The following is a 24,354-nucleotide window of genomic DNA, read 5'->3' as shown; positions in this document are numbered from 1 at the left end:
ATCGAGTCCCGCTCGTCAGTGGGTTCGGTGGATTCGATCCGCCCACGGGGCGACGCGTTCTACAGCCGTCTCTTCGGCTGGTCCCTGAAATGGCGTGGCACGCAGCCGTTCCTGGTGCTGGGAAGCGGGATCTGCGCGGTGACCCTGCCCAAGATCAACGGTGCCCAGGTCCTCACCCGGCTCGCCGAGACCGGCTGCGAGGGTCCCGCCATCGCGGTGCTGACCCAGCAGGGCCCGCGCGTGGCCATCCTCGCCGAGTCCGACGGGCTGATCCCGCCTCGGATCTCCCTGCCACCACACGTCGAAGTGCTCGCCTGGGGCGCACTGCTTCCCTTGCCGGTCGACTCCGGACGCGCCGAAGCCCACGCGGAATGGCTCTCGGCACCGGACCCCCGGCAGCGCTGGCTTCCGAGCCTGGACGCCGTCCTCGCGGGCGTCCGGCCCCGGTAGCGCTCGCGGTCGCCTGGGCCGGGAGGAGCAACGGCTCCACCGTCCGAATCGGACAGGATGCTTCGGTCGATCTTGTGTTCGGCCGTCGTACCCGAGATGCGCGGCAGGAAAGCGGCGTCCGAGACGGCGGTGGAACCCGCTTCCTGAAACATCCGCCATGACTCGTCCACAGTGGACCAGCCGTGGCCGCCAGGCGAAAAGGCGAAAGTCCGTACAGGCTCGTCCTGGTCCAGTAGGGTCTCCAGGAAATCGCCACGAGGCGAAGAAAACCTGACTGGGGAGTCATAGTGAAGAAGATCGGAGCGGCCGCGCTCGTGGCCGGAACCGTACTGGGCACCGCGATCGCGGGAGCCGGTGCGGCCCACGCGGCCGGCGGTGCGGGGCCGAAGGAGTGTTACACGACTACAAGCTGCTCGCTCGCGTCGGGCTTCTTCCCCGGCGGGACCATTCACGTGGATCTCGACGCCAGCGCGGCACCCGGCTCGCCCGACCACTGGTTCAAGTGGACGATCGGCAAGTGCTCGGGTGGTGGTTACATCCACGCCCCGGCGAAGACGCAATCCTGTGTGCTGCCTGCCAGCTACTACACCCTGACCGTCGGTCCCCTGCAGTACCCGGTGAACTGGCGGATCGGCATTCGCTGGGACCACTGAGTCCTCGCTGTCTCACAGCCCCTTCCCTCGGCACAGCCGAGGGAAGGGGCCACCACCGCTACGTTTCGACGCCTCGCTGCCCGAGCAGCAGGCCGCCGACGCTCGCCGCTCCGGCACTGCCCAGCGCGATCCCCCAGCCGACCGGCCCGAGCGGCGTGCAGCCGAAGAACTGGCTGACCCCGGGGGTCTGGACCAGTATCGCCAGCAGCACGGCGGAGCCCAGCCCCGCGGCGAGCACGGTGCCGTCCCGGCCACCGACGGCCAGCGTCTGCCCGAGTTGGGTACCGATCAGGGAGACGAGCGCGATCGTGCTGGCCCGCCGTTGCCTGCCGGTCAGCCTCGCCAAGGTCCACGCGACGGAAGCCCCGAGGGTCGTGGTCACCGCACGTGTGGTGATGTCGCGCCGGAGGGCGTTTCCGAGTGACGCGCTGGGTCCCTCGCGCAGCAGTTCCGGCACGGTCTCGCTGTCCGGCCTGCTCAACGCGATCGCCAGAGCGGGCGCCAGGTCGGTGAGCAGGTTCATCAGCAGCAACTGGCGAGCGGTGAGCGGGGAGCGCCCGGTGACGACCGAGCCGAGCACGGTGAAGGCGATCTCCCCCAGGTTTCCGCCGAGCAGGATGCCGAGCGCCTCGCGGACCGACGCCCACATCGCCCGGCCTTCCACCAGCGCGGCGACGATCGTCTCCAGCCGGTCGTCGGTCACCACGAGGTCCGCGGCCGCCCTCGCCGCGGCCGTGCCCCGCTGTCCGAGCGCGATCCCGACGTCGGCGAGCCGGATGGCGGGCGCGTCGTTCGCGCCGTCGCCGGTCATCGCGACGACCCGGCCACCACGCTGGTACGCCTGGATGATCCGGACCTTCTGCGCCGGGCTGCACCGGGCGATCACGTCGACGTCGGCGAGTTCCCGATCGAGTTCCTCGTCGGCGAGTTCGTCGATCCGCGCGCCGGTGAGCACCTTGGTGTCGCCGTTGCGGCCGGTGATCTCCTCGGAGACGGCCTCGCCGGTGGCCGGATGATCGCCGGTGATCATCACCGTGCGAACTCCGGCCTCGCGCAACCGTTCGGCCGCCGGTGCGGCACTGTCCCGCACCGGATCCGCCAAGGCGACGAAGCCGAGCAGCCGGAGACCGTCGACGTCGTCTTCGGAAAAGTCCTTTGCGGACAAGGTCTTCTCGGCGACGGCGAGTACGCGGTGCCCGGCGGCGGCCAGGAGGCCCACCCGCTTCTCCAGCCGATCCCGCCCGTCGGAACTCATCGGCCGGTCACCGTGCTGGGTGCACCGGGGAAGGACGGTCTCCGGCGCGCCCTTGACGCACATCAGGTACCGGTCGCCGAACTTCCCGTTTGTCGCGTGGAATCCCCGTGACGGCTCGAACGGGATCGCATCGGTCTTCTCCCAGTCGCCGGCGTCGACGCCCGCGATGATGCCGCCCTCGAGAACGGCTTGATCCGTGTGATGCGGGAGTTCCTCGGGGTTCTCCGCCCGAGGTGTCGCGCGGACGGCCGCGGCCAGCACCGCCTGGTGGCTCTTCCTCAGTCGCCTCACCGCGGCGGCGGTCCTGCCGTCGTCGATCTGGCTGACGCTGAGCTTGCCTTCGGTGAGCGTGCCGGTCTTGTCGAAACAGAGGACGTCGACCCGCCCGAGGGCTTCGATGGTGCGCGGATTGCGGACGAGCGCGCCATGTTCGGCGAGTCTGCGGGCGGCCGCCAGCTGTGCCGCGTTCACCAGGAACGGCAGGCCTTCCGGTACCGACGCGACCGCGAGGTTCACCGCCGCCCCGACACTTTGCCGCAGCGGCACACCGCGGACCAGTCCGGCGCCCGCGACGGCGACCGCCGAGCCGACCGCGACCGGCAAGGCCTGCTTGGTGAGCGAGGCGAGCCGGGCTTCGACCCCGGTCTCGGGGGCGGCGCCGCGTGCGGCGGCCAATCCCCGCCCGACCTCGGTGTCGTCTCCGGTCGCGACGACGACGGCGGACACCTTGCCCGCGGCGACCGTGGTGCCTTCGTACAGCATCGACGCCCGCTCGGCGATTTCCGCGGCAACGACCGGCGCCGGAGTCTTCGACACCGGCAGCGACTCCCCGGTCAGCGAGGACTCGTCGAGTTCCGCGCCGGTCGCTTCGAGCACCCGGCAGTCCGCGGGCACGACGTCACCGGACCGCAGCGACACCACGTCACCCCGCACCAGCGCGTCGGCGACGATCTGCCGCTCGGCACCGTCGCGCACGACGGTGGTCACCGTCGCGGACCGTTCGAAGAGCCCGGCCAGCGCGCGATCGGTGTGCACCTGCTGCACGCTGCCGATCAACGCGGACACCCCGACGATCCCGGCGACCAGCGCGGCGTCGACCGGAGAGCCCACCGCGGCCGAAACCGCCGCCCCACCGGCCAAGACCGGCGTCAGCGGATTGGCGAGCTCGGCCATGAACGCCTTCGCGATGCTCGTGCCGGCGGTGCCTTCGCCGCCCGCACGATCGGCGGGCGCCCGCCGCCGGGCCTCACGTTCGTCCAGACCACGCGGACCCGAGCCGAGCCGGCCGAGTACGAGGTCCGCCGGCATCAAATGCCACGGCGGCGCGACGCGGCCCGAGGAAGGAGCCTTCCGCTCGCCGGTGAGCGTGCGAGCACGCCAGATCCCGTCACTGAAGGCCATGAACGCCCCGGCGTTCACCGCGCGAAGGGCACTCGCCGCAGGCCTGCGGCGGGCGCTGAGCGCGGTCACGCCTCCGATTCCGCCGGCCGCGGTCGCGATCATGGTCGAGTCGCGGACGACCGCCTTGGCGGCGGTGATCGCCTCGACGAGCAGGACGGCCGTGCCGACGTCCCGGCCGATCAGCACATGTGCGCCCCACGGCGGAGGAGTTCCGTCCTCGTGCACCCCGACTCCGCAGTCGGACGCCCCCAGCGCCCGGCGGTCATCGGAGACCAGCATGACCACGCCACCGCACGCCTGGAGTTCGCGGACGGCGTCGAGTACCACGCCGTCGTCGGTCTGGACCACCCGCACCCCGGCGGACGCGGCCGCGGCCGCCAACGCGTCCACGTCGGGCGAGAGCTCCTGCGTGACGGCGAGCAGCCCCGCCGGCCGCCCGTCACGGACCAGGCCCAGCACCAGCTGGGCGCCCTGGTCCAGCATTCGCTGCCGTTCGGGGAATCGCTCGCCGGCGGTGACGTCCAGCTCGTCGACCGGGCCGAGTGTCCATTCGCCGTCCCGCCGGATCACCTCGGGCTTTTCCGGGTCGAACAGGGCGAAAGCGGCGGCCGTCAGGTCCACCGGGTCACCACCGGGCAACGGGACCAGATCGCTGAGTACGTTTGCCCCCGCGCCGAGCGCCGTGGTGTCGATGACGATCGTGTCGAGCAGGTCGAGCCGGCGCAGCACGGACCGGTCCATCACCAGCGCTCCTCGCCTGGCCAGGACCTGGCCCAGCTGGGCGGAAAAAGCGGCCGCGCCGTTGGCGGGAGCCTTGGGCAACGCGGCGATCCCGACCGCGGCGGCACGCCTCGGTCCGACGAACGGCAGGGTCACCGCGGCGGCCGCGGTCCCGGCGGCGATGGACCGGCGCGCGTGCCGGTCGGCGGCACTTTCCGGGAGCGGCCACGGTCGTTCGCTCTCCACCGATTCGGCGCCGGCGTGCTCGCGCTGCCCGACCAGCTTGGACTCGGCCGCACACCAGGCTCGCTGATGCGCCTTGGCCTCCCGCCATTGGGTGCTCCGGACCATGATGTCCAGAACCGTTCCTTCGCTGCGGGCCGCGAGACCATGGACCAGCGCCGCTCCGATGGAGGTGGCCGAATCCGCCCGCTCCCGTCCGCGCAGCTTCCGGTCCGCCACGGCACGCAACCGCGGGTGCAGGTCGACGAAGGACGCCAGCGCCGCGACCTCCGTCGGCAACGGCGCCCACGGCATGATCTTCGTGGCCACCGACAGCATCAGCCCGGCGGCGTCGGCGGCGAGCGTGGACGGCAGCCGGGTCGCCGTGGTGCCGTCCGCCGGATGGTGGAGTTCGTCCTCCTCGACGCGTTCGGCGTCGGAAGCAGGCTCGGCCTCGGCTCGCTCGACCGCGCGGATCAGGTCCAGGCGCCGCGGCTCCGGATCTCCGACCGCGACGACCACGCGCGACGTCGGCGCGTTCACCTGCGCCCATCGCACGCCGGGGAGCTCCGCCAAGGCTCGTTCCACCCGCCGGGCGACGCGGGCGCCGTCCGGCCCTTTCACACCGTGTGTCTCGATGTAGAGCCTGCCGGGACACGACCAGACCGCCCGCCGCGGTCCGCGCCCCGGGATGCCTTCCAGCGGAACAAGCGCCAGCCCGGCCAGCCCCCGGGCGACCCGCCCCAGCGTCCGTGACGGTTTGGGGAAGGCGACACCCAGCACGTCCACGGTCTCCAGGTCCGTCCGCCGCATGCGGCATCTCCTCACGCTCGGTGTCTTGTCGATCTCACCGAGTACCCGAGCCCCGGAACGTCGAACCCCCGTACCACCTCAAGAGGTGACGGAGTCGATCAACCGGTTGTACCGGAGCCTCAGCGCGCGTTCGATGGCACAGAAGACTCCCGCCACGCTGAGCGTGATCTTCGCCCATTGCGGCGGCCGGACCGGTGAGGTGAACGTCCCGACGTGTCCGGCGACGACGGGGATCTTCGTGACGGCCTCCGCGCCCTGGAGCAGGCCGACGACGAGCGCGATCAGCAGGACCACGAGCGAGATCGCGCCGATCGCGGCACTGGTGCGGGGGAACCGCCGCCCGAACCGCGCCCGCAGTCCTTCCTGCGAACGAGGATGAGGACGCAGTGCCCGCTCGACGCCGTGGTCGGGGACGAAGTGCATGCGCTTCAGGCCGACCGCGCTGGTGGCGACTTCGACGACGCCTCCCGGCACGGGGAACGCCGCCGGAAGGTTGGACCGGAAGAGCTGGACGCCGTCCCGGTACAGCGCGGCGGGACTTCTTCCGGCCGCGTCTTCGTGCTGCTTCCGGGTCTTGGCGTCGGCGAGGTACCGGACGTCGACCGCGTAGACGTGTGTTTCGAGCTCGAGGAAGAACAGCGAACGGGAGAAGAGCTGCCATCGGCGGTAGTCGACCAGCGCGGAGCCGTCCCCGGCCCGGACCCTGGACAGCCGCCACCGTCGCTTGAGTTCCTTGACCATGATCAGGGCGTCCCTTCCGGTGGAGTGAGGTCGAGGAGCGCGTTCACGCGCTGCAGGACGTCCAGCTGGGCCGGGTTGTACAGATCCGCCACTCCGTGGAGAACGACCGGCTTGGTGAGGGCTTCCCACGTCTTCGCGTCCAGCAGGCCGGGCCGGGCTTCGTACTGACTGCGGGCCAGTGGCGCGAGGTCCTCGGCAACACGCTGCCGCGTCGCGTCGTCGGCGTCCGGGGGAAGCGCGTCGAACTCCGTCTGCACGGCGGGCCGGGACGTCGGTTGCAGCTCGTGCAGCGAAGCCATCGTCGCCGGATCCAGCACGGTCGAAAAGATCATCATCAACGCCCGTTCCTCCTCCGGCATGCCCTCGACGTTCCCGTCGAAGCCCGGTGGCAGGTCCACCAGGTTGCGGCGGCGCAGGATCAACGCCAGCTCGTCGCGCATCCGCTGCTGCCGTTCGATGCTCGCCCGCAATTCCTCGTCCAGCGCGCGCAGTGTCTGCTCCGTGCGCTCGTCCGAGCCCGCCATCGCCGGGATCTCGGCCAACGGCACACCGAGGTCCACCAGCCGCCGGATCCGCAGCAACCGGACCAAATGCTCGACGCGGTACCGCTTGTAGCCGTTGTGCGCTCGTTCGGGCTCGTCGAGCAGCCCGATCCGGTGGTAGTAACGGACGGTCTTCACCGTCGTACCGGCCAGTTCCGCCAGCTCCCGTGTGCTCCAGGACATCCCCCGCATTGGACACCGTGCCCCAGGGGCACGGTCAAGCGGCTTGACCATGCCCCGAGGGCACGGTCTCGAATACGCCCGTCGGTGATCACTTCGAGATCGGGGAAAGATGTCGAGACGGAAACGAATTGGGGCACTGGCCGTGCTCCTCGGCCTCACGGTGCCGCTGTTCGCGGCGCCGGCCGGGGCGGCCGAGCCGGGGAAGACGCTGACGTGGGGCGCGTGTCCGGAGGACGTGGTGGTGCCCGCGGGCATCGTGCTGCAGTGCGCCACCGTGCCGGTGCCGCTGGACTACCGGACGCCGGAGGGCGCGCGGATCGACGTCGTGATCTCCCGGCTGGCCGGCACGAAACCGGCGGCGCGGCGAGGTGTGCTCATGCTGAACCCGGGTGGTCCGGGTGGGTCGGGACTGTCGTTCCCCGCGGATCTCGCCTCGCACGGCATGCCCGCGAGTGTCCTGGACCGCTACGACGTGATCGGCATGGACACCAGAGGCATCGGGCACTGCGCTCCGGTGAGCTGCGGATTCACGGCCGAGCAGGAGTACCTGGGCAACATCCCGCCGTACGCGGTGGACGAAGCGGCGGTCGTCGAGCAGGCGAAGATCGCCGAAGGGGTGGCCACCCAGTGTGCCGCGAACGACAAGGACGGCAGGCTGCGGCACATCACGACGGCGAACATGGCGAGGGATCTCGACCGGATCCGGGTCGCGCTCGGTGAAGAGAAGACCAGCTTCCTGGGGTATTCGTACGGCTCCGCGCTCGGTGCGGCGTACGCCTCGATGTTCCCCGAGAAGTCCGACCGGATCGTGCTCGACAGCAACGTCGGCGACACCCACCTCGATCGCGAGGGGCTGCGCAGGTTCGGGCTGGGCGCCGAGGAGACCTTCCCGGACTTCGCGAAGTGGGTGGCGGCACGGCACGAGTCCTACGGTCTCGGCCGTACAGCCGCCGAGATGCGCAGAACGTACTTCGCGCTGGCGGAGAAACTGGACAAGACGCCGGTGAACGGCCTCGACGGGCGGTTGTTCCGGCTGGCCACGTTCGCGGGTCTCTACGGGAAGACGAGGTACGGACAGACGGCGCAGTGGTGGCAGTCGGTCCGTGACGGCGACAAGGCGACGGCGGGACGCGTCGCCGCCGAGGCGAAGCGCTTGTCCCCCGCGGCCGCGCCGTCGCCGACGGACAACCCGTGGTCGGTGTTCCTCGCGGTGACGTGCAACGACGTCGCTTGGCCTTCGAACGTGCGCACCTATCAACGAGGTGTGGCCGAAGACCGTGAGCGGTACCCCCTCTACGGCGCCGCCGGAGCCAACATCACGCCGTGCGCGTTCTGGCCCTACGCACCGGCCGAGCCCCCGGTGGCGGTCACGGACAAGGGGCCGGAGAACGTGCTGGTCGTGCAGAACCGGCGGGACCCGGCGACACCGCTGCGGGGCGGGCAGCTGATCGACGAGAAGTTCGGTGCCCGTTCGCGGCTGGTGACCGTGGACGCCAGTGGCCACGGCGTGTACGTCCTGGGCGACAACGCCTGCGCGCTGAACACCACGACGAACTTCCTGATGTCGGGAAAGCTGCCGAGGCGCGACGTGTACTGCTCGTGATCTGTCGGCGGGAGGGCACAGGCGCGGTCTTGGGCCCTCCCGCCTGAGCGACCGGCCGCTGAGGCACCACGATGACCGGCGGCTACCGGCTCAGCGCGGCCGAAGAAGACGCGGGCACGCCGACACCGACTACCGTGACAGGCAGGCTGGCGGCGGTAACCCGATGAGGCCCGCGCCGGTGGACTCACGGTGACCGTCGACCTGTACGGGAACCGATCGGGCTCCACTTCGATCACGGCGCGCTCTCACCGGGGAGACGACCGCGGTGGCGCTCGACACCGGTGAGTCCGTTGTGGACGACATCACCGACGCCTTCGCCTTGCCCGCCTCGCGTTCCCGGTCACGAGACGTCTTCGATCAGGGTGCCGAGTCGCTCGGCGAGCCGACCGGCGTCGGCCGGGGTGACCATCACCCACGGCTCACCGCCGACGTTCTCATGGGTGACGACGTAGCGGCCCGCTTCGGTGTCGAACCAGCTCAGTACCGGGCTCCGGCCGCGGCTGCCGTTGGCCGCGAGCTGCCCTGCGCCGTACCGGGCGGCGGTCACCATGGTCGCCAGCGGCCGCACGCTCCGCCCGGTGATCCCGGCTTCGGCCAGCGCGCGTTCGAACCCGTCGTAACCCGCTTTCGCGAAGCCGTCCATTGCCGCGGAAAAGGCGGCTCGTGGCAGGCGGATCTGTTCGCCAGGGCCCGGCACGCCGTCGCCGAGCATCCGGCCGACGGTGGGCACCAGCTCGATCGCGCGCATCGGTTCCAGGACCAGGTCCTTGTCATCGAGCACCGCCAGCACGCCGTGGACACCGCGGACGGCGGCGAGCATCCGCCACGGTTGTTCGCCGAGCACCAGCGCGTCCACCGACAGGGCCGGTGAGCCCAGCAGAACGAACAGGTCCTCGAGTGCGGGATCGAGGTCGTCACCGCTGGTGAAACCGGCCTCGGCCAACCCCGTGAAGACGCGTTCGCCCAGGTCTGCCCGTTCCTCCATGGTCTCGCCGTGCGAAGCCACATCGAGCGGATACGGCAGGTCACCGTTTCCGAGATCCGCCCACAGCAGATCGAATTCCAGATGTGACAAGACGATGCCCGCCGAACTACCCGAACGCCGTGCCATGGCCCCCCTCCCTTGGTGCCGCTGTGCAGGCGGGCACGATATCGATCGAACGACGACAATGACACCGCAATCCCGACGAATCCGCGAACGGTGCCCATGACCGAACCCGAAGTCGCGACCGGACAGCTCGTCGTCCGTGCTTCCGGTGCCGCGGCCGTGCGCGCGGCCATTCTCGGCGACCACCGGGCGGACCCGGACGGCATCCAGCTTCTCCTGCGATGCACGATCCCGCGCGCGGTCGCCGAGGACGGCGCGAAACTCGGGTTCGCGGGCTGTGTCCTGCACGTCGTGCCGGTCGGCGGGTACGACACCGAGGCACCGGGCCGGCACGGAGTCGTGATGCTGACCCTTCCGGCGGCGGAACTGTCGTTGTCCTTCACCGAATTGCGACCGCTGATGTTCCGCCCGGTGGACGTCGAGGCGCCGCTGCGCGCGCTGGTTTCCAGCGCGATCGCCCACGTCCTCGCCGTCGGCCCGGCGCTCGATCCGCACGGCCTCGCCCACCACCTGCGCGGACTCGCGGAGCTGGTGCTGCGCAGTGTGCTGCGGGCCGAGCTCGACCGTGCCGACGCGCTCGCGACCCGCCGTCGCGAGGCGGTGCGGTACATGCGCGGTCATCTCGCCGACCCGGCGCTGGGCGCCGAGCAGGTGGCCGGGGCCCTCTACATCTCTCGACGACGGTTGTATCAGCTGTTCGACGACGGGCAGGGCATCTCCGAACGGATCAAGGGGCTGCGGGTCGAGCGGGCGAAGACCTTGCTGGCGGATCCGGCGAAAGCCGGGCGGGGCATCGCCGAAATCGCCAAAGACTGCGGATTCACCAGTGCGGCCCACTTCTCGCGCACCTTCCGGAAGGCGGTCGGGCAGACACCTCGCGAGTTCAGGGAACGCACGCTGGCTCACTGAGATCCACCCCCGCGACGAGCGCGCCCGCGAGCGCGGCGACGTCCAGCCAGCCACGGCCGCCGGGTGAGTGCAAGGTGAACACCACCACCCGCGGGCGCCCCGGATCGAGCACGACCGCCTGGAGCTGTGCTCCGGCGGCGGGCCCGTCCACGGCGATCCGCTCGACGATCACCACCGGATAACCGCGGGCGGTCGTCGCCGTGCTGACCTCGCGGATCCCCGGTGTGGTGTCGGCGGCGAACCAGCTCAGCCCGGCGGCGGCCTCGACACTCAGCGGCCGCTCGACCGGGACCGACCCGGCGATCAACAAGGCCGGGTCGGCGTCGCGATGTTCGGCGACCGCCAGCAGGCCCGCACGATGCTCGTGGGCGCGTTCGGCCGCCTGGATGGCGGCGGCTTCCAGCCCGAAATCGCGTTCGGCGTCGGGGCCACGAAGCCGGATCAGCAAGGTGCGCAGTTCGGCGACGGTCCGTTCGACCGACGCGAGGGAGACCGGGGTGATCCCTGGGACGGCGGTGAGTTTCACCGCCCACCCGGTGCCACGGCCGAGGCGAAGGCGCCCACGGCACCGGTGGGCGGAGTGACGGCGGAACCGGGAGCACGGGCCAGCGATGCCGCCAGTTCCCTGCCCAGCGCGGAAAACCGGGCCATGCCGCCGGAGATCTCGGCGAACACCGACGCGCCGTCCGGCGCCTCGCCCAAGGTCGTGCCTGGCTCGCCGAGCGCTCTCAGCCGCTCTTCGATCCGGGCCGCCTCGGCGCGATGAGCCGCTTCCAAGGCACGGGCCTGCTCCAGGATCCGGTCGAACTCACGCTGCAGGGCCTCGTGGCGCGCCTTCGCCGCCGCGAGCTCGGCTTGTGCCGTGGCCGCTGCCGCGCCGGTGGCGAACTGGACGGCCGTCTCCGTGACCTCGACGGCGTCCGCGGCGTCGGTGAGCGCGCGCCGCAGGACCGTCGCGCGCCGGTCGAGCTGCTCGGCTCGCCGTACTCCGGCCACCACGGTGCCGGCCCATTCCGTGAGGATGGCGGCCGACGCGCGCAACACGGCGGGCGCGGGTTCGAGCGCCGTCCTCGCCGCGGCGGCGCGGGCGGCGACGCTTCCGGCGGCGTCTCCCTCCCACTCGCGCGGCACGTCGATCCGCGCCGCGGCCACCGCGTCGAGGTGCGCGGCCGCGTCCGTGCATTTGCGGGCGGCGACCGCCACGGCGTCCGCGTCGCCCGGCACCGGGTCGAAACCGAGGCCTCCGAACCCGTGCGTCATGTGCCTCCGGCCGCGCGGCGCAGTGTCCGGGCGGCGGCGTCATCCGTGTCCTCGTAGGCCCTCGCCGCCGTTCGGATCCCGGACGCGGCGCGGGCGATCTCGGTGTGCGCGGCACCGATCGAGTCCGCCCACGACCGGATCAGCCCGTCGAGTGCCGACGCGATCCCGGGCGGTCCCAGCTCGTCCACGGCGAGGCAGTCGGTCAGCCGGACGGCGGTCCTCAGCTCCTCCGCCACGTCCTCCACCCGACGCGCGAGGTCGCGCATCAGCTCCGGTTCGGCGCGGTAACCGTTCATTCGCCGAACACCGGCGGATAGGCGGGCGGAAGATCGTCGAGCAGGTCGTAACCGCTGCCGTAGCGGTCGCGGTGCTCCGTGTCCTCTTCCCGCTGCATACCGGTCATCGGCGGGTACATGCCGAAACCGGCGCCCCCGGCGCCGGCCCGGGCGGCCGTGGTGCCCTGTCCGGAACCGCCGGCCGGGCCCGTCCCGCCGAACCCGCTCCCGGCCCCGCCGACGAGACCGCGGCCGTGCTTGGCGGCGTCCTCGGCGGAGAGACCGGGCAGAGCCGTGCCGGGTCCGTACCCCGCGCCCTGCCCCGGTCCGGCGGCACCGGTCGGACCGCCTCCCGGCCAATCCCCGACGCCTGCCGAAGCCGCATAGGTGCCTTCTTCGATAGGGCTCACCGTTTCCGGACCGTGGACGACCGGTGGCGGCACCACCGGCGAGGTCGGCCGAGATGGTGGCGGTTCGGCGCGCGGGCGGTCTCGTGGCGGTGGGCCGGGGGGCGGAGTGACCGGAAGCGGCAGCGGCACCGGGTGGTTCGGGAGATCGGCCGCCTTCGGCGCGGTCTCGAATCCCCGCGGCAGCTGATGCCGGATGCCGTGGCTGGCCTCTTCGTACTGGCTCATGACCCGCACAGCCTCGGCCTTGGCTCGATCAGCCTCCTGCTTGGACGGGAGCTTGTCGTCGAGCAGGTCGTCCAGCATGTAGGCGCCATTGGGACCGTCGAGCGCCTTCACGGCGTAACCGTCACGGAACCAGCGCTCAGCGTGGTAGTGCACCGGCTCCGGCATCTTGCGGCCGGCTTCGACGATTGCCGCGGTGTAGGCCTCCAGCCCCTCGCCGATCTGCCAGGAGGTCCGGGCGGCCTCGCTGGCCCAGGTGGTGAGGCGGTGCACGGACTCCGCGGCCTGCGCCGCCGATGGCCCGCGCCAGGACAGCAACAGCTTCTGCACGCTCGTGCGGACCGCGGCGGTTTCCGCGTCGACGTTCTCGGCCAGCCGGTTCCACCGCCTGGTCTGCTCGTCCAGCTTCCGCGGCTCCGCCGATTTGATCATGTCCCACAGCTGGCGGTGTTCGTAGCACTCCCAGTTGATCTTCCCGAACGCTCCTTCTCGCAGGTTCGCCTTGCGCCTCTGGACCAGCTTTTGCCGTTTGGCCAGTGCCCGGCGGCTCGGCGGATGTTTCTCGGAGTGGTACTCACCGCTCATCGGTCCCCCTCGCAACGACATCGACAGCGGATGCGGCGGCTTCGTCGGTGCGAGCGTGCCGCTCGGCGACCATGCCGATCGCGGTGCGCAACGCGTCGAGTTCGGCCAAATACGACTCGAGCGCGAGCTGGACGCCGCCTTCCCCCGCACCCCCGCGGCGGGCGAACGAACGCCGCATCGGCACCGACACCGGCCCTTTGCCGTCGGCCGGCGGCAAGCCCAGTTCCCTGGCCTCCGCCAGGCAGTTTCGCAGCTCGGCGAAGTGTTCGCCCAGCAACCTCTGCGTATCCGCGATCTCCCGGTAGTCCAGCTCGATGCGGTCTCCGCCGTCGGCCACGATCGCCGCCGCGCCCTCACCGGACGGCTCCTCGACCTCCGCCGCGTCGCCGACGCGCCCGGGTGGCCGCCGCTGTTCACGCAGCTCCTCACGGAGCCGCTCGGCCTCCGCCTTGCCGTGGACCTTGACCATGTCGTGCGCTCCCTCTCGTCACGGACCGGGTCATCCTCGCCGGTCCGGCGCGGCAAGACCAGTCCCCGATACACACCGGGACACGAACCCTGCACGGCCGGTCAAGCGGCCGATCGGAACAGGGTGCCCGTGGCCGTTCAGCCGCGCGGGCCGGCCGCTTCGACGCTGGATTGGATGGCGCAGACCAGCATGTGCACGAGTTGCTCAACGCTGACCTGCCACGTGTCCTTCGACAGATGCCCGGTGAGTTCCATTCCCGCGATGCCGTGCGCGCTGGACATCAGCAGGGCGCCGTATCGGTGCGCGCCGGACTCACCGACTACTTCGGCGACGAGGGTGAGGAAGGCCTTCTCGAGACGGCTCGCGGCCTCGATGGCGGCCGAAGTGCCCGCTGGAGTGCTGAACATCAGCGCATACCGGTGCGGCTGCCGGCGGGCGACCTCGATAAGCGTCGGAATGGCTCGCTCGGCCGGTCGCGCCCCTCTCACTGCTGCTCGCACGGCCGGAGCGCGAACGGGCTGCGGCGACGATGCTCGACGCGCGCCGTCTGGTCTCCGTAATCTTCGGGACTTCTTACGAGAACGTTCCGCTGCTGGTGCAGCAGCTCCCTGACAACGCGGTGAACAACGCCAGGACCGGGCTCCGGCGCTGGGTCATCCGATCGAACCACTACTCGTCGAACCCCCAGGAGCTGGTCGACTGGGTCTGGTGGAACTTCACCATGACGGGTCGATCGCGGTGACAATCGGGCTGTCCGAGTTCACGCGCGGTGTCGAGATGGCCCGAGGTACCCGCGACGACGCCTTATTCGTCCCGTACCGGCTCGCCGACGCCGTAATCGCGGAAGCGGTCGCGTTGGCCGCGGCCTCGGCGGTGTCGGGACGATCCTGGCCCGCGCCGCGCTACTGCGAGACAAGCAGACCAGTCTTCCGCTAGGGCGTGTTTCAATGGCGTAGCCATTCGTTGATGGCTGCGATGTGGATGGTTGCTTCGTAGCGGACGGCGAGTTTGTCGAATCGTGTGGCCACGCTTCGGTTGCGTTTGAGCCGGTTGATGCCGCACTCGACCGCATGCCGCTGCTTGTGGATCTGTGGGTCGAACACTGGTGGCCGGCCACCAGCCCGGCCGCGGTTGCGGCGATGCCGGACCTGGTCAGAGGGTTGCGGGATCGTGCACGCGATCCCGCGCCGCCGCAGATAGGCCCGGTTCGCGCGGGAACTGTAGGCCTTGTCCGCCAGGACACGATCCGGCCGGGTCCGGGCTCGCCCACCATCAGCACGCGCGACCCGGACCCTGGCCAGCACCGCCTCGAACTGCGGCGAATCACCACATTGACCGGCGGTCACCGGCAACGACAACGGTTTCTGGTTTTGCTCGGTGGCCAGATGCGGCTTGGTCGTCCAGCCTCCCCGCGACCGGCCCAACGCGTGGTCGGCGGGTTCGGGCTCGCCGATACCACCTGGCGGTTCTTTCTGCAGTTCGCTGTCGATGCGGGCTCCTGCTGCGTGCTGGTGCGCCCGGTTGATCGTGGAATCCACGCTCACCTCCCGGGTGATCAGCCCGGCGGCGTCGGCCCGGGTCTGCAGCGCCGCCAAGATCAGCGCCCGCACACCAGCACGCTGCCAGCGCCGGAAAAGGCCATAGACGGTTTGCCGGCAGCCATACATCGGTGGGACGTCACGCCACGGGGAACCGACACGAACCCGCCAGCGGATACCGTCCAAGAGCTGGCGTTTAGTCCACAAGGGTGGGCGGCCGGGTTTCTTACCGACGGGCAGCAGCGGCTCCAGGATCGCCCACTGCGCGTCGGTCAGGTCGGCTCGCCCCGTCGCCGCTAGGCTGGACACGAGGTCTCCGGTGTTCTGGATCAGCTTGGTCGTTGATCGGTCTACCGGAGACCTCGTCTATGCGATCTATGACACGCCATGCTGACAACGCAACTCAAGAACATCCCTGGTCAGCACATCGAAAACAGGCCCCAGTCGCGGTCGACAACCGGCTCGGCGGCGGATACGCGCTCTCCCGCACCTATCACCAAGCGCAGGGCTCACGGGCAGTGCGCCAGCTGATCCCGGTGGAAGCAACGTTCTCCGCCGAAGACGACGCCGCCGCATTTCGTGGCGCGGCTCGCCGGCTCGCCGACGATCTCGATCAGCAATTCGGAGTCGCGGTCTCCACCATCCCGGCCTGACCCGGCTGCGCGGGTCGCGGTCACGTGCAGCTGCCGGCCATCGACTCCCGCGCGTGGATCGCGCGGCGAAGCTCGCGCTCACAACCCTGCGGTCGTTCCACATGTGCCTTCTGCTGCCTCATCCGGGGTTGAGCAGCAGCGGTACAGCCGTTAGCGCTAAGCCAAGAACCGAAGGTCAGGGACTGGCCGCTTCGTTTCGTGCATCAGGGGCTGCCGGGCAGCCAGTTCGATGCTGTTGGTCTGCTCGTGGTCGCGAAGCATCTGCAGAACCGTGGCCGGGGAAGGACTCTGGCCCTTCTTCTTGCCCGTGGTGATCACAAGCTGAGCGGCGATGTCACGCAGGCTGTGGTTCTGCTCGCGTAGGTGCAGGGCCATCGACAGCATGGCGTCGTCGGTGACGGCGGCGCCGCCAATGCCTTGCCACGTGCTCGGGCGGACTCCTGGCCTTCCAGGATTCGGTCACGGATGTACTCGCGTTCCATGCCGGACAAGGCGGCCAGCACGGTGAACACGATCCCGGACGGGTCGTGCTGTCCTTGGAGCTCGCCGGTCAAGAACTCCAGGCCGAGGTCCGAGATCTTCAGTTGCTCGGCCAGCGCGGCCAGTTCCAGGCCGCGGCTCAGGCGCTTGTGCTCGTGGACAACGAGAGTGACCGCGACGCCGGAGGTGCGCAACTCTCGTGCCAAGGCCATGACCTTGTCCAGTTCGGGCCGGGTGGCGGCGTGGGTAGAGATCTTCTCGGAGAAAATTCGGGTGATGCCCGCGGCCTTCACCTTGCCCTTGCGCGGCCCCGGCAGGGCGACCCGGCCGGGGCCGCACAAGACAACATCGGGCAGTCGTTGCCTTCTACGGCCAGGAAGTCGTCGTCGCTCACCCGAGATGGTTTCATACGTCTAACCGAATGAACCGACCTATGAAACGCGGTTAGCTCTGGATGCAGCCGTGTGGCCGCCGTGTTTCATAGGTGACCACCTATGAAACACTCGCCGGTAGCCGGTGTCGGTCACCGATCAGTTCACCAGGGGTAGGTGCCGCCGTTTTCGTTGAGGAACACGCCGGTCGTGTTGTGGTCAGGGATGGTTGCCTGGTGGGCGATGTGTGCGCCGCCTTCGTGCGCGGTGAGGTGGCCGCTGTGGTTGTTCAGGTCGGTCGCACAGTAACCAGGCGACAGGGCGTTGACCCGGATTCCGCTGTCCCGCGATGTGTTCGCGTAGATCAGCGTGACCGCGTTGAGCGCCGCCTTCGAGGAGTTGCAGGCGAGCAGGTTGGCGAACTGCCACAGCGGCGAGTCCCGGTCGGTCAGGAACGCGACCGTGCCCAGCCCGCTGGATACGTTGCCGATGTAGCCAGCCGGCGACCGACGAAGCAGCGGCAGCATCGCGTTGGTCACCGCGACCACCCCGAACACGTTGGTCTCGTAAACCTCGCGCAGGTTGTCCACCGGCAGGTCTGTGGGCGAGAACAGGGCAAGGGACCGCGGCCGTCGCGGCAGATGATCACCGCGATCGGCCGGGCACTGCGATTGTCCGCCGACGAACTGGCCTATCTGCACCACCTGGTCGGAGAGGTTCCCGGGCCGTTGCCCGGCCCTGTCCGGGAGGTGCGGCCCGGCGTTCTGCACCTGCTCGACCGGCTGGACGACACGCCGGCGATGGTGTGTGACGCAATTTACGACGTGCTGGCGTGGAATGCGATGGCGGCAGCGCTGATCATCGACTTCGGCGCGGTGCCGGCAGTGGAACGCAACGTGATCTGGCGGTTCTTCACCGACCCGGTCGCGCGGGACTGCTACGACGCCGATGGCGCCGCCCGGTTCGCCCGGGAGGCCGTCGCCGACCTGCGCGCGGCTGCCGCCCGCTACCCAAAACGATCCCAGCGTACGCCGGCTGGTCGACCGGTTGTCCGGCGCCAGCGCCGACTTCCGCGCCCGCTGGGCCGAACAGGACGTGGACGTGTCGCGCTCCACCAGCAAACGGATCCGGCATCCGGAGGTCGGCTGGCTCGATCTGGAGTGCGAGGCACTGCACGATCCGATGCGGGATCAGTGGATCATCCTGTACACGGCCGCGCCGGGCACGCCGTCGCACGAAGCGCTGCGGCTCCTGAAGGTCGTCGGCACGCAGGACCTGACACCCCGGCCGTGATGGCGTGGTCGGTGTGTCAGGCCCGGTTCTTCGTGACGTTCTCGTTGGTCAGCGCTCTGTAGTGGAGATCGATACCTTGAGTTTGGCGCCTGGTCGTATGCTCAGAAGCAGCGAGCCAGGTCAGGGACCTTTGCTCAGAAATCTCTTTCCATGTCCTGCGCGGTATCCGGGTCGCGCAGCGGGCGCAGGCCCTGCGCGGGCTGGGAGGAGATGATCGCGTACCGGCCCAGGCAGTTGACGTGCTTGTCTTCAGCGAAGATAGCCGGACCTAGTCGGTGACGTGTCCGGCGGCTTCCAGCTCGGCGACCGCGGCGTCCAGGTAGCGGATCCTCAAGAGCACGACCGCGTTGAGCACGAGACCGAACGCGGCCAGCTGGTCTTCCTGCCCGTCGCGGTATGCCTGCACGATCTGGCCGTGCCGGCCTTGGCAAATCTTCCGCGCCGGCCGGTGCCGGGATTCCTGCACCGTGAGCTGCCGGTTCATCCGGCGCCGGTAGGTGTCGTCCACCGGGTCGCACAGCGTGAGCAGGTGCATGGTCTTGTCGATGCGCCCGTACTCGGCGAATGTCTGCCCCAGCGGGGACATGCGGCCCTCCCGGCCGTCCTCCCGGACCGTTCTCAACTGGACTTGGAGGACATCCGATCTTGTACCTGGTGCCGCGGCCGTTGCGTTGGCGACACCCGCAGCCTGGGACACCGAATACGGGCTTCTCTGAACTTGAACCGATTGTCCGACCTGGAGTGTCCGCTCTGCTGTTAACGTCCGCGGCATGAAGATCGACGACGACATTCTGAACCTGATCCGGCGAGACTCCAGTCTCGCCGAGCTGCTGTGCCATGTTTGCGAGTTCGATCTCTCTCGCGGCGACCATGCCGAGCCAGTCCGACTGTCGTCGGGCGTTGCCTTGGAAGGTGTTGCGGGTGACTTCACTGGAGGGACGTTCTTCCTGTGCGGTGATCGGCAAACCGTTCGCCCTCTCCTGTACGCCAGCTCCGAGGGACAGGCTGGTCTGATCGGCCAGAGCCTCGCCACTGCACTGGAGATCATGATTGGACTGCCATCCTGGCAGGACTGTCTGAAATTCTCCGGAGCCGGTGACTTGGCGGCCATGCGGACAACTGTCGAGCACCTGGGGCGCGACGAGCTCGATGATGAACCGGCGTTGGGGGTTCACCGGGCTCGCCTGGCGTTGGCGCTGGACTTGGAACTGCCGCCCATCTCGGTTTTGCTGGAACGCCTGCATGCTGCAGTCTCGGCTACTGCGCCTGATTTCGTACTCCTCGTCCGGACGGGTGAGGAGTACGAAACTCTGTTCGGCCCCTGGCTGCCGAGTCGTAATCCCGCGTGGCAATGGCATCAGGCGTGTGAGGCCGCTGGCGGAGTTGATCAGTGACAGTGTCCTGGGTTGTTCTCTGAACTTGATTCTCATGGGACAAAAGCCCTTCCAGAGATGGACCCGATCACGGGCATGCCGAGTTCGGTCGTTGCCGTCGTTCGCTGAAGCTTGGCATCGATCTGGGCGAGTTGTCCTTGACACCGCTATAGCTGACCTGGAGTCCTTCGACTTCGCCGAGCCAGCCTTCGCGTTTCGCCTCGATGATGCAGGCTTCAAGATTGTCGCGGATCTCTTCAAACCTGACGCGTTGCGTGGGGTCAGGCCGCAGGAGCGAGCACCTCACACAAGCGTGTTCATGGACGCAGGGTGATCCGAATGCTCGGGCGCAGGTCCCAACTGACACTTTCCTTTTCTCGAAGTGGGCGAGGAAGAAGTTCCATTCCTCGTCGGTCGGGGTCCGGTATTCTTCGCTCGGCCTGGTGGCCCGGCGGCGGGCGATAAACGCTTGGTGAGCTTCGATCGTCTCGGCGGGATAGACGGCCTCTGGCGACGTCAGATATTGCAACTGTCCGAATGGGTCGATTGGCGGCATGTTCGATCCTGCTGTTGGGTTCGTTGGCTGGTGTTAGCTAGTGGTCCGGTCGAGGTTCTTCACGAGGAACCGTGCGGGGTCCGCGATGTCGTGTCGGGTTCCGTCGGCGTCGATGTAGGTGTAACGGTCGAGGTAGTTGCGGCCGGTTTCTTGATAGCCGAGTCGCAAGTAGAGGGCTGCGGCTCGGGAGTTTCCGTCCTCAACGCCCAAGCCGATCCGGTGATGGCCGCGATGGCGGGTGATGTCCTCTGCGGCAGTGATGATGGTTGTGCCGATGCCCTGGGATCGGAGTTCGGGTGGCCAGACGTCCAGGCCGTTGAGTTCCGGGCAGTCTGGGTAGTGCTGGTTGATCTCGGGAGCGGAGCAGCCTCGCCAGAAGATTTCGCCGGCCCCGACCGGCAGATCGTCCATCCAGGCGATCAAGAACGTGCTGTGACCGCTTTGCTGGCGTTCGAATCGTGTGGCGTGGCGGTCGGGTTGTCCAGGTGTGGGGATGTGCGCGCGCAGCAGCGCGAGGTCTTGTTCCTGGCAGGGGCGGACGATGACCATCTATGTCCTTTCCGGACGGCGGCTGACTTCTGCGGCGTAGGTGGCCCAGTCTCCACTGCTGGTGCGTTGCCAGGCGACCGCAACGCTAAGGTGGCTGCCGAGCATCTTGGCCAGGACGGCAGCGGGCAGGTCTGTAGCCAGTTGGAACAGGGCTGTGGATCGTGCTTGTCCTGGCTGCAGGCCGAGTTGGCGGACTCGCCGCGCTGTGGCGCAGGTCGTGCAGTGTCCAGTCCGACCCGAGTACGACGTTGGCGCGCTCGAACATGCGGTGTGCTGCGTGGTAGTTCAACGGCCGCCGCGGCAGGCGCAACGTCCACCACACCGGCTGGGTCCGGCCCCGTAGGATCTGACCGTGCGACTCCTCCTGGTATAAGCGCAACCACACGAACGCGTCCGCCGACGCCGGGACCTGCTGCGCGGCCCGGGTTCCCTTGCGCACCACGGTGATCAACTGTTGGCCAGGGTCGATGTCGCACTGCCGCGTACCCAGCAGCTCTGATGCGCGCACTCCGGTCGAGATCCAGAACGCCACCAGCGCCCGGTCCCGGTTGGACGGCAGCGCGGCGAACAGGTCGTTGAACAGCTGATCGGGAATCGCCCGGGGTATTCGCTGCGGCACCTTCGGGCGATATCGTCCCACTCGCTCGCGCGCCCACCCGTCCATCGTGTTGTGATGCGCGTGCGCGCGCCGGGACCTGCGGGACGCGTCGAGCGGAAACGGGTTGAGGATCGGGCCGGTGCCCGCGTCCCGGTGGAAGTCGTAGAAGCCACGCAACACCGCCTCGCTGTGCGCCCCTGTCGCCGGCGCGTACCGATCTCCCAACGCGAGCTTGCCAGTGACCGGATTCGGTGCTCCCGCAACGGACACGTCGCCTCTGCCGACCTCGCTGCGATCGCTCAGCAGAAGACGCTGCTTCACCGTCAGCTGTATCCAGCAACTGAAATCGCGGGCCTCCACCCAAGTCGCCCGGTTCCAGTCGACATCCACCGCGCGCAGGAAACGCCACCACCGCAACAGATCCATGCCATACGAGCGCAGAGTTGCCGCCGACCGTCCAGCCGCCAACAACTTTGTCCTACAAGCCGGGGTATTCCGTGTGGATTTCGCCGTCGAACAGGCTCCAGTAGAAGGCGTTCATCTTCGCGGCGGCGGGTGCGTGGCGGGTCAGGATCGCGGACGCGACTGGCGGCACGTCGTCCGGGATATGACCGGTGGCGCACTGGAGTACGTACTCGTTGCGGGCGACCGGGCCGCCGGTGGCCGGCACCGGCACGCCGCAGACGTCAGTGACCAGCCAGTCGACCAGTCGCATGGCGGCATAGCCCTCGTCATGCGTGGCATGACGTTCGGCGAAGTCGCGCTCGGCAGCTGACAGGTCAAAACGTGGCGAGGTAGCCAGCCCGAAGTCGGTGAGATGGATCCGCTCCCCGTCAATGCGCATGTTGCCGAAGTGTCCGTCCATGTGCAGCAGCTGCCGGCTGCGCAGGAACTTCACGATATGCGAGAACTGCCGCTCGACGGTGGCGGCCTTGTCCGCCGGGTTCTCACGCAGCCAGTCCAGTGCCGGGTGCGGGATGTATTCGCAGAACAGCACGAGGCTGCACGATGCGGCGGACAGCGCTTCGAGACGGGCACGCACGGCCGGACTGCCACCAAGGGCGGCGACAACCGTGTCGATGTCGGCGTGTTCGGCCGCGACCGGGGAACGGCCGGGCAGTACGCGCCAGTGATAGAGCATCGAGAACGCCTGTGTCTCGCCGGCCAGCACGGCGTCGGTGACGATGATGTTCGCGGCCAGCTCACGCCACGCGGTGAATCCGGGACTAGGGCTTGTCCTGGGGATATTCATCAGAGGTGGAGGACGATGCAGGCGAGGATGATCTCGGCTCGGTGGTAGGCGGCTCGTTTGGCGTACCTGGTGGCCAGGCCTCGGAATTGTTTGAGGCGGTTGAAACATCGTTCGACGACGTTGCGGAGTTTGTAGAGGTCGGGGTCGAGGGCCGGTGGTCTGCCACCGGCGCTGCCTTTGGCCTTGCGTCGGGTGATCTGGTCGGCGCGTTCGGGGATGGTGGCCTTGATCCTGCGCTCCCGTAACGCCTTCCGGGTGCTCGGGTGGGTGTAGGCCTTGTCGGCCAGCACCCGCCCGACCCGCACTCTCTGGCCATTCACGTCGATGTCCCGGATCTCGTCCAGCAGCGGGAGCAGTTGCGGGTTGTCCCCGGCCTGCCCGGGCGTGAGGATCACCGCCAACGGCAGGCCGGCCGCGTCGACGGCCAGGTGGATCTTGGTGGTCAGTCCGCCTCGGGAGCGTCCGAGGCATTCCCCGTCGACGGCGAGGTCTTCGATCCAGTCCGCGCAGCCCCTTTTTTCCGAGCACCCGCGGCGTGCTGATGCGCCCGGACACTCGTGGAATCCACGGAGATCACGAACTCGACATGATCCTCCAACGTCCCGAGTGAGTCGTCCTTGACGATCACATGCTCCAAGACCCGGTCCCACGTCCCGTCCGCAGTCCACTTCCGCAACCGCTCATGCGCGGTCTTCCACGGCCCATAGCGTTCAGGCAGATCACGCCACGGCGCACCTGTGCGCTCATGCCACAGAATCGCGTTGATCACCTGCCGATGACTCCGCCACCGGCCACCCCGCTGCCCCGACTGCGCGGGCAGCAACGGCGCGATCACCGCCCACGCCTTATCCGTCAACTCACCACGACCAACCACGATCCATCATCTGCACACGATCATGAAAAAGATCCGCAGGACACGCCCTAACGACGCCGTACTGGCAGTACACCGGCACATCGAACAGGTTCGCGGTGGAGCCCGGGTTGGCGAGCTCCCGGTCGGTCAGCGGGATGCGCTTGGCGAACACCGACACCCCGTCGACGTCGAGGACCATCGAGCCGCCACCCACACCCACGCTATCGGTGCACCCTACTTCCACGAGCGCAGCAAGCTCGCTGTCGCTGCATGAAGCCAGGAAAGCAGAACTTTTCTCGTAATGCGCACGTCTGACAACTGTCATCACACGATCACCTTGACGCTCGGCCGCCTCACCGCACGAACGGATTCCTGGCCGCTGTCGCGGCCTGGCCACCGGCGACGGTTTCGTGTCGTCAGGTGTGAGTCGGGCCGCAGGGCAACCCGATCGACTTCATCTCGCCGTACAAACGGGACCAGCCCTCCACGCAGACGGTGCCCACCCCGCGAGCCAGGAACCACTCGGTCCACTGGTAGGCAGGTCGTTCCTGAGAGGGGGTGTACTTGTCCAGGCCGGGCCCCCAGAGATGGAAGTGACCCCAGTGCGTAGCGCCCATCGGCGGGTTGGTCCGGAAGGCCGCACGGACGCTGTAGTAGCCCCCGCTCTTGCTGTTCACCTCCATGCAGACCTGACGATTACAGTATTGTTCGTTCGTAATGCCGGACGACGAAGCCGACGCCGCGGGCGCCGCGACGACAAGTGCTGTCACCACACCGATCATCGCCACCGCTGCTCTCAACCATCGCATGTTTCTTTCTCCTCGCTCGAAGCAATAGTGCAGGCTGACGCCTCGGGATCCGCTTGCCAGTGAATACCTGGAACAGACCGAACCGGACGATCGGCGATGCGTAGATTTCCGCACTCGACCGGCGTCTTCCCCCGCGCACAGTCTCCAGCTACGAATACCACGTATTCCTGTTCAGCTCACCAGCCTGTCCCCGTATCATGCCCGGATC

At 68.7% G+C, this 24,354-nt stretch carries 27 protein-coding genes and 2 pseudogenes; 8 read left to right on the top strand and 21 right to left on the bottom strand.

Features of this window, described 5'->3' with window-relative positions; translation table 11 throughout:
- Positions 1–27: 27 nt before the first annotated feature.
- Together P3102_RS18240 and P3102_RS18235 are read left to right on the top strand one after the other, a co-directional pair.
- Positions 28–450 carry a glycogen operon protein GlgX gene (locus tag P3102_RS18240; RefSeq protein WP_276370844.1) on the top strand — a complete coding sequence of 141 codons (423 nt, stop codon included), beginning with the start codon at positions 28–30 and terminating at the stop codon, positions 448–450.
- A gap of 287 nt (positions 451–737) precedes the next feature.
- Positions 738–1,103 (top strand): hypothetical protein, encoded by a 366-nt coding sequence (locus P3102_RS18235; RefSeq protein WP_276370842.1) that lies wholly within the window; start codon positions 738–740, stop codon positions 1,101–1,103.
- A gap of 58 nt (positions 1,104–1,161) precedes the next feature.
- On the opposite strand, the gene P3102_RS18230 is transcribed toward P3102_RS18235, so the two are convergent.
- From P3102_RS18230 to P3102_RS18220, 3 genes are all read right to left on the bottom strand, one after another.
- Positions 1,162–5,514, bottom strand: a complete 4,353-nt coding sequence (locus P3102_RS18230) for an HAD-IC family P-type ATPase (protein ID WP_276370840.1) — start codon at positions 5,512–5,514, stop codon at positions 1,162–1,164.
- A 78-nt stretch (positions 5,515–5,592) separates the two neighbouring features.
- On the bottom strand, positions 5,593–6,255 hold the full coding sequence (locus P3102_RS18225) for a hypothetical protein (RefSeq protein WP_276370838.1): 663 nt from the start codon (positions 6,253–6,255) through the stop codon (positions 5,593–5,595).
- Between the two features lie 2 nt (positions 6,256–6,257).
- Positions 6,258–6,980, bottom strand: coding sequence for a MerR family transcriptional regulator (locus tag P3102_RS18220; protein WP_276370836.1), 723 nt, complete (start codon positions 6,978–6,980; stop codon positions 6,258–6,260).
- Positions 6,981–7,089: 109 nt separating this feature from the next.
- Here P3102_RS18220 and P3102_RS18215 point away from each other — a divergent pair, with 109 nt between their 5' ends.
- Entirely contained in the window at positions 7,090–8,583 is a 1,494-nt protein-coding gene (locus tag P3102_RS18215) for an alpha/beta hydrolase (protein WP_276370834.1), read from the top strand.
- A gap of 340 nt (positions 8,584–8,923) precedes the next feature.
- On the opposite strand, the gene P3102_RS18210 is transcribed toward P3102_RS18215, so the two are convergent.
- A complete protein-coding gene (locus tag P3102_RS18210; RefSeq protein ID WP_276370832.1) occupies positions 8,924–9,694 on the bottom strand; it encodes an ESX secretion-associated protein EspG in 771 nt (256 codons plus the stop codon).
- Positions 9,695–9,790: 96 nt separating this feature from the next.
- Here P3102_RS18210 and P3102_RS18205 point away from each other — a divergent pair, with 96 nt between their 5' ends.
- Positions 9,791–10,600 (top strand): AraC family transcriptional regulator, encoded by an 810-nt coding sequence (locus P3102_RS18205; RefSeq protein ID WP_276370830.1) that lies wholly within the window; start codon positions 9,791–9,793, stop codon positions 10,598–10,600.
- Here P3102_RS18205 and P3102_RS18200 read toward each other — a convergent pair.
- From P3102_RS18200 to P3102_RS18175, 6 genes are all read right to left on the bottom strand, one after another.
- Positions 10,575–11,126 carry a hypothetical protein gene (locus P3102_RS18200; protein ID WP_276370828.1) on the bottom strand — a complete coding sequence of 184 codons (552 nt, stop codon included), beginning with the start codon at positions 11,124–11,126 and terminating at the stop codon, positions 10,575–10,577. The genes P3102_RS18205 and P3102_RS18200 overlap by 26 nt on opposite strands.
- On the bottom strand, positions 11,123–11,860 hold the full coding sequence (locus P3102_RS18195) for a hypothetical protein (protein ID WP_276370826.1): 738 nt from the start codon (positions 11,858–11,860) through the stop codon (positions 11,123–11,125). The genes P3102_RS18200 and P3102_RS18195 overlap by 4 nt, the downstream gene beginning before the upstream one ends.
- A complete protein-coding gene (locus P3102_RS18190) occupies positions 11,857–12,156 on the bottom strand; it encodes a type VII secretion target (protein WP_276370825.1) in 300 nt (99 codons plus the stop codon). Before P3102_RS18190 ends, P3102_RS18195 begins: the two co-directional genes overlap by 4 nt.
- Positions 12,153–13,352 (bottom strand): PPE domain-containing protein, encoded by a 1,200-nt coding sequence (locus tag P3102_RS18185; RefSeq protein ID WP_276370823.1) that lies wholly within the window; start codon positions 13,350–13,352, stop codon positions 12,153–12,155. Before P3102_RS18185 ends, P3102_RS18190 begins: the two co-directional genes overlap by 4 nt.
- Entirely contained in the window at positions 13,342–13,821 is a 480-nt protein-coding gene (locus P3102_RS18180; RefSeq protein ID WP_276370822.1) for a hypothetical protein, read from the bottom strand. Before P3102_RS18180 ends, P3102_RS18185 begins: the two co-directional genes overlap by 11 nt.
- Before the next feature lie 137 nt (positions 13,822–13,958).
- Positions 13,959–14,309: a TetR-like C-terminal domain-containing protein gene (locus P3102_RS18175; RefSeq protein ID WP_276371230.1), complete on the bottom strand. Its 351-nt coding sequence runs from the start codon at positions 14,307–14,309 to the stop codon at positions 13,959–13,961.
- Positions 14,310–14,350: 41 nt separating this feature from the next.
- Here P3102_RS18175 and P3102_RS18170 point away from each other — a divergent pair, with 41 nt between their 5' ends.
- The gene (locus P3102_RS18170) at positions 14,351–14,563 is read left to right on the top strand and encodes a hypothetical protein (protein WP_276370820.1); all 213 of its coding nucleotides are present in this window, start codon (positions 14,351–14,353) and stop codon (positions 14,561–14,563) included.
- 202 nt (positions 14,564–14,765) lie between these two features.
- Here P3102_RS18170 and P3102_RS18165 read toward each other — a convergent pair whose 3' ends face one another.
- Positions 14,766–15,668, bottom strand: a complete 903-nt coding sequence (locus P3102_RS18165; protein ID WP_276360968.1) for an IS5 family transposase — start codon at positions 15,666–15,668, stop codon at positions 14,766–14,768.
- Positions 15,669–15,736: 68 nt separating this feature from the next.
- Here P3102_RS18165 and P3102_RS18160 point away from each other — a divergent pair, with 68 nt between their 5' ends.
- Positions 15,737–16,012 (top strand): hypothetical protein, encoded by a 276-nt coding sequence (locus tag P3102_RS18160; RefSeq protein WP_276370818.1) that lies wholly within the window; start codon positions 15,737–15,739, stop codon positions 16,010–16,012.
- Between the two features lie 314 nt (positions 16,013–16,326).
- Here P3102_RS18160 and P3102_RS18155 read toward each other — a convergent pair whose 3' ends face one another.
- Positions 16,327–16,833: a recombinase family protein gene (locus tag P3102_RS18155; protein WP_276370816.1), complete on the bottom strand. Its 507-nt coding sequence runs from the start codon at positions 16,831–16,833 to the stop codon at positions 16,327–16,329.
- A 194-nt stretch (positions 16,834–17,027) separates the two neighbouring features.
- Positions 17,028–17,978 carry an SDR family NAD(P)-dependent oxidoreductase gene (locus tag P3102_RS18150; RefSeq protein WP_276370815.1) on the bottom strand — a complete coding sequence of 317 codons (951 nt, stop codon included), beginning with the start codon at positions 17,976–17,978 and terminating at the stop codon, positions 17,028–17,030.
- On the opposite strand from P3102_RS18150, the gene P3102_RS18145 reads away from it, so the two are divergent.
- Positions 17,911–18,156: a hypothetical protein gene (locus P3102_RS18145; protein ID WP_276370813.1), complete on the top strand. Its 246-nt coding sequence runs from the start codon at positions 17,911–17,913 to the stop codon at positions 18,154–18,156. The genes P3102_RS18150 and P3102_RS18145 overlap by 68 nt on opposite strands.
- Before the next feature lie 134 nt (positions 18,157–18,290).
- On the opposite strand, the pseudogene P3102_RS18140 reads toward P3102_RS18145, so the two are convergent.
- Positions 18,291–18,739, bottom strand: a pseudogene (locus P3102_RS18140) (Tn3 family transposase); the annotation flags it as partial.
- Positions 18,740–18,926: 187 nt separating this feature from the next.
- Between P3102_RS18140 and P3102_RS18135 the strand changes: the two are divergent.
- Positions 18,927–19,550 carry a hypothetical protein gene (locus P3102_RS18135; RefSeq protein WP_276370811.1) on the top strand — a complete coding sequence of 208 codons (624 nt, stop codon included), beginning with the start codon at positions 18,927–18,929 and terminating at the stop codon, positions 19,548–19,550.
- Between the two features lie 67 nt (positions 19,551–19,617).
- Here the strand turns inward: P3102_RS18135 and P3102_RS18130 are convergent, their stop codons facing one another.
- From P3102_RS18130 to P3102_RS18100, 7 genes and pseudogenes are all read right to left on the bottom strand, one after another.
- Positions 19,618–20,085, bottom strand: a complete 468-nt coding sequence (locus tag P3102_RS18130; RefSeq protein WP_276370809.1) for a hypothetical protein — start codon at positions 20,083–20,085, stop codon at positions 19,618–19,620.
- A 33-nt stretch (positions 20,086–20,118) separates the two neighbouring features.
- The gene (locus P3102_RS18125) at positions 20,119–20,634 is read right to left on the bottom strand and encodes a GNAT family N-acetyltransferase (RefSeq protein ID WP_276370807.1); all 516 of its coding nucleotides are present in this window, start codon (positions 20,632–20,634) and stop codon (positions 20,119–20,121) included.
- Between the two features lie 85 nt (positions 20,635–20,719).
- Positions 20,720–21,658 (bottom strand): site-specific integrase, encoded by a 939-nt coding sequence (locus P3102_RS18120; protein ID WP_276370806.1) that lies wholly within the window; start codon positions 21,656–21,658, stop codon positions 20,720–20,722.
- A 52-nt stretch (positions 21,659–21,710) separates the two neighbouring features.
- The gene (locus P3102_RS18115) at positions 21,711–22,484 is read right to left on the bottom strand and encodes a serine/threonine protein phosphatase (RefSeq protein WP_276370804.1); all 774 of its coding nucleotides are present in this window, start codon (positions 22,482–22,484) and stop codon (positions 21,711–21,713) included.
- Positions 22,484–23,358 (bottom strand): annotated as a pseudogene (locus P3102_RS18110) (IS5 family transposase). The gene P3102_RS18115 and the pseudogene P3102_RS18110 overlap by 1 nt, the downstream one beginning before the upstream one ends.
- Positions 23,342–23,662: a hypothetical protein gene (locus P3102_RS18105; protein WP_276370802.1), complete on the bottom strand. Its 321-nt coding sequence runs from the start codon at positions 23,660–23,662 to the stop codon at positions 23,342–23,344. The pseudogene P3102_RS18110 and the gene P3102_RS18105 overlap by 17 nt, the downstream one beginning before the upstream one ends.
- Before the next feature lie 91 nt (positions 23,663–23,753).
- On the bottom strand, positions 23,754–24,146 hold the full coding sequence (locus P3102_RS18100; protein ID WP_276370801.1) for a hypothetical protein: 393 nt from the start codon (positions 24,144–24,146) through the stop codon (positions 23,754–23,756).
- Positions 24,147–24,354 lie beyond the last annotated feature (208 nt).

Origin of the sequence: Amycolatopsis sp. QT-25 (assembly GCF_029369745.1) — a bacterium.
Taxonomy (GTDB): domain Bacteria; phylum Actinomycetota; class Actinomycetes; order Mycobacteriales; family Pseudonocardiaceae; genus Amycolatopsis.
The sequence above is the reverse complement of the archived record's forward strand: the minus strand, read 5'-3'. Positions and strand labels throughout refer to the sequence as shown.